The organism is Pseudoalteromonas sp. SG41-5 (assembly GCF_014164495.1).
In the GTDB taxonomy this organism is placed as follows: domain Bacteria; phylum Pseudomonadota; class Gammaproteobacteria; order Enterobacterales; family Alteromonadaceae; genus Pseudoalteromonas; species Pseudoalteromonas rhizosphaerae.
Map to the genome: position 1 here is coordinate 1 of NZ_JACJFH010000182.1, position 3649 is coordinate 3649.

Sequence of the window (3649 nt, forward strand, 5' to 3'; positions counted from 1 at the left end):
GGCGTACCAATTACCGGAATTTAAATAGCGTGCCATCAAAAAGATCTGCTTATTGGCCGTGGTAGAGTTCTGGCGCGGGCGAATTTTCGCTTCAACAAAGTAGTTACCTGTCGAAGGCACGTTTGCCATAGCTTCTTCAGTGGCTAAAATTAGCTCGCCCCCAGCACCGCCTGCGGTGTATCGCATCATGTTATTACCCATGATATCAAGTACATCAAACTCACCCATTGGGGCTTCAGTGTTATCTGGCTTGGCTAAAATTTGCCAATTATTTAAATCACCATTGGCAAAGTCATCACAAAAATACAGTTCAGGTGCATCCGTGCAGCTAAATACAGATGGATCTTTAACATACTCAACTCTGAGGTTATTGATAACCACAGTGCCGCCTGTTTCGGTACGTAACTGTAAAAATGAGTTTTTAGTCGCAAGCTTTCCGGGTACTGTTAAAGTTTGACCAGCAGTAAGCGAGTTGATCAATTCATTATAAAAACGTGAGTCATTACCATGGATTGATTTAGAACTGCTTGATGAGTTGTTATCCACATAAATTTGGAATTTATTATCACCTTCAGGGTCACTTATACTGACAATATCCATCACCACTTGATAAGGACGAGACAAATCCAGCGCTCCACTGGTGGTGGTATCCGTTGCTGCTGTTTCAATACCTGGGGTGGTGTTACCTAATGTGAAACGACCTCCATTGAGTTCTAATCCAGTATCAATCACAGTGACTGAGCCGCCTGTTTTGCTAAACATGGGGATTTCATCGCCGTTTGCATCAATAATTTTTTGATGATCAACAGAGAAAATATCCGCAGTAAGTGCGGTAAAGTCAGTGGTAATTGGTAATTCTACTGTTGGGATCTCACCTTCCACAGGAGGATCAATCGGTGGTTCAACCGGTGGTTCAACATCTGGTACGTCGGTTGCCACTGTTTCAATGGTTAAGTTATCAATGACAATCATTGCCGCTGAATCAGTGCGTATTTGGAAATATGAATTTTTAATCTCAGGATTTAAAATACCGCGGGCATCGACATGAGTCAGATCAGGGCCAGTATTTACATCTTCGCCTGGAATGTAGGTATATGAAAACCGTTGACCTGCAGGGGTGTTGGTTTCGTTTATGTCTTTACCATAAAACTTTGAAGCACCGCCATGCACTGAATTACTTTGACTGGCAGTATTATTATCAACATAAAGCGATAATCCACCAGCACTATTATGAGAAACAACATCAAAGCTAATGGTAAACCCTTCGCTTAAATTATAAATCCCCACACCTGAGCTATCAGTCGCTGTTGATTCTTTGCCGGGCAGGGTATTACCGATGGTAATACGGTCGCCTTCAAGAATTAGTTGGCCTGCTACATCGTCAATTTTTGCACTACCGCCACTTTTAAAATATAACGGGCCGCTGCCTTGCTCATCCGATAAGCTTTTATAGCTCGATGAGAAAAATGTTTCAGTGTCAGTATCAAACTCTTCAATTAAGGCTAAACCAGCTTGCTGAGCTAAATCGTTGAGTTTGATTAACTCTTCTTGAGCTTGTTGTTCGGAGAACACTAAAATATTGTTTTTAGCATCATCATTACTATCACAAGTAAGCACCAGTGTTGCCAATGCACTTGGATCGATGGTGGCACAAACACTATAGGTATTATTAACCGTATTATGGGAACGAGAAATTATATACTCTGTGGTAGCTGATTCGCCTTCACCTGAGGTCAGTGCAAGTACGCGATTACCAAATAAAAACGAATAATTGCCTGTTACTGTTTCGCTACCATCCACTACTTGGCTGAATGTGCCACTAAGGTTTGCTTCATCAACGGGTGTTAATATCAACTGTGCAATACTTGCCTCACTGCCTTGTACTAATGGGTTATACAATGTTCCGCTAAAATCGGCAGTATTAAATGCTAAAGGTTGGGTGCTGTTGTATTGCTTAAAAATAAAATCAACAAAGTGCACAATCGCTTGATCAGCTGGAATTAAGGTATTATTAGCTGAGCCTGCATCAGCGAGCCACGCATTAACGTTTGCCTCAAACTCATCGCTACTAAAATAGTCCGTAATCGTTTGTCCTTCGGCTAAAGTCATAACGGCTGCTTGTGCTGCTTGCTCGCTGATGGTGATGCCATTGCTAGGATCACCATCAACATCTAGTGACTGTAATAAACGCAAACTATTAATAACAGCAGGATGAAACACGGTATCTGTCGAAAATAAAGCAAGTGGAGTTAATACATTGGCGGCAGAGACCGTAGGGAAGGTAAGTGCACCAATTGAGAAATCGATAGCTTCACCTCTAAAGTAATCGAATTGTCCATTTGCGTTTGTTACACCATTGCTTATTGATGGGCTGTTGTAGGTTAAACCAGCAACAGGGCTGTCAACAAATACCCCTTGCATTGGTGGTAACGGGGCTTCTTTGACATTGATAGAACTATCTTCACCGCAGCCTGCTAAGATCGCGGTGATCAGCAAACACGATGGTATTTTTATTGTATTATTCATGCATCCCTCCAAGGATGAAAGCGCGTCATTAACGCGTTAATTGTGTGTGAAATTAACGTTTTTCATTATTAGTAGCTGTTAATAAAATTTATAATTCATACCTAACTGGAACGTACGACCATAATCTTCACGTTGATAGAGGATTTCACCACCGGATAAATCATTACCTTTGAAATAACGTAAATCTGCTTCATCGGTTAAGTTAATCGCGTCAAAATACACGCTGAGGCTTTTCGTAAAATCATATTTCACCTTCATATCAAAGGTTAAGATATCATCTTGGTATATATCAGCCCATGACTTACAGGTATGTGGGTCTGATACAGAAGCTGATACTGGACAAGAGCCAACCTCTTCAAGGATATCTGAGCGGTAATTACTAATTAGGCGTAACGAGAAAGTCTCATCTTCCCAACCAACAGCAATGTTACCGGTGATATCTGCTTGGCCTGGTAGCTGCATTTTGTCTTGACGAATAGTGGCGTCGAGTTCGGCTTCACTTTTTACAAAGGTCATATTACTTTGCCAAAATAAGCCATTTTCGAAGAACTGATTGTAACTAAGCTCAATCCCGTAGACTGTGGCTTTATCACCATTGAGGGTGATATCAACCTGATTTAGAGCAAGATCTTGAGGAATTGCAAAATCAGATACTTGGTTTACAGGTAAAGTAAGCGGGAGCTCATCTATGCTCATTTGAATACCGGTGACATCGACGATGAAGTTATCAATATTTTTGTAAAATACTGCAGCTTCCATAAATAACTCTTTTGATGGATACCAGCCAAACGAAGCGTCAAAGTTATCCGAAGTCATTGCCACCAAATTTGGGTTACCTACTTGTAACGCATTGTCTGGCCCTAAAATATAGCCTTGTAAATCAATTGCGCTTTGTCCATCTGGTGAGTTGTAGCATTCATTAGTCGTTGGATCACATAAACTAATATCACTATCAAAACGCGCATAACCACGCGCTTGCTTAAACGAAGGGCGGGTATAACTAGTCCACAGTGATGTACGAACCAACATTTCAGGATTTGGTTCGTAGCGTATATGCATACTTGGGAAAAATTCACTGTAGGTAATGGATGCCTCAGGTAAAGGTACCGAAATATCTAAGGTG

1 protein-coding gene and 1 pseudogene are annotated in these 3649 nt (G+C 41.1%); both read right to left on the reverse strand.

Annotation, left to right across the window (positions count from 1 at the left end; translation table 11 throughout):
* A pseudogene (locus H5232_RS22580) lies at positions 1–2526 on the reverse strand (pectate lyase); the annotation flags it as partial.
* Positions 2527–2604: 78 nt separating this feature from the next.
* Positions 2605–3649: TonB-dependent receptor domain-containing protein (locus H5232_RS22585; RefSeq protein WP_182831570.1), on the reverse strand; the 1045-nt coding region annotated here is incomplete at its 5' end.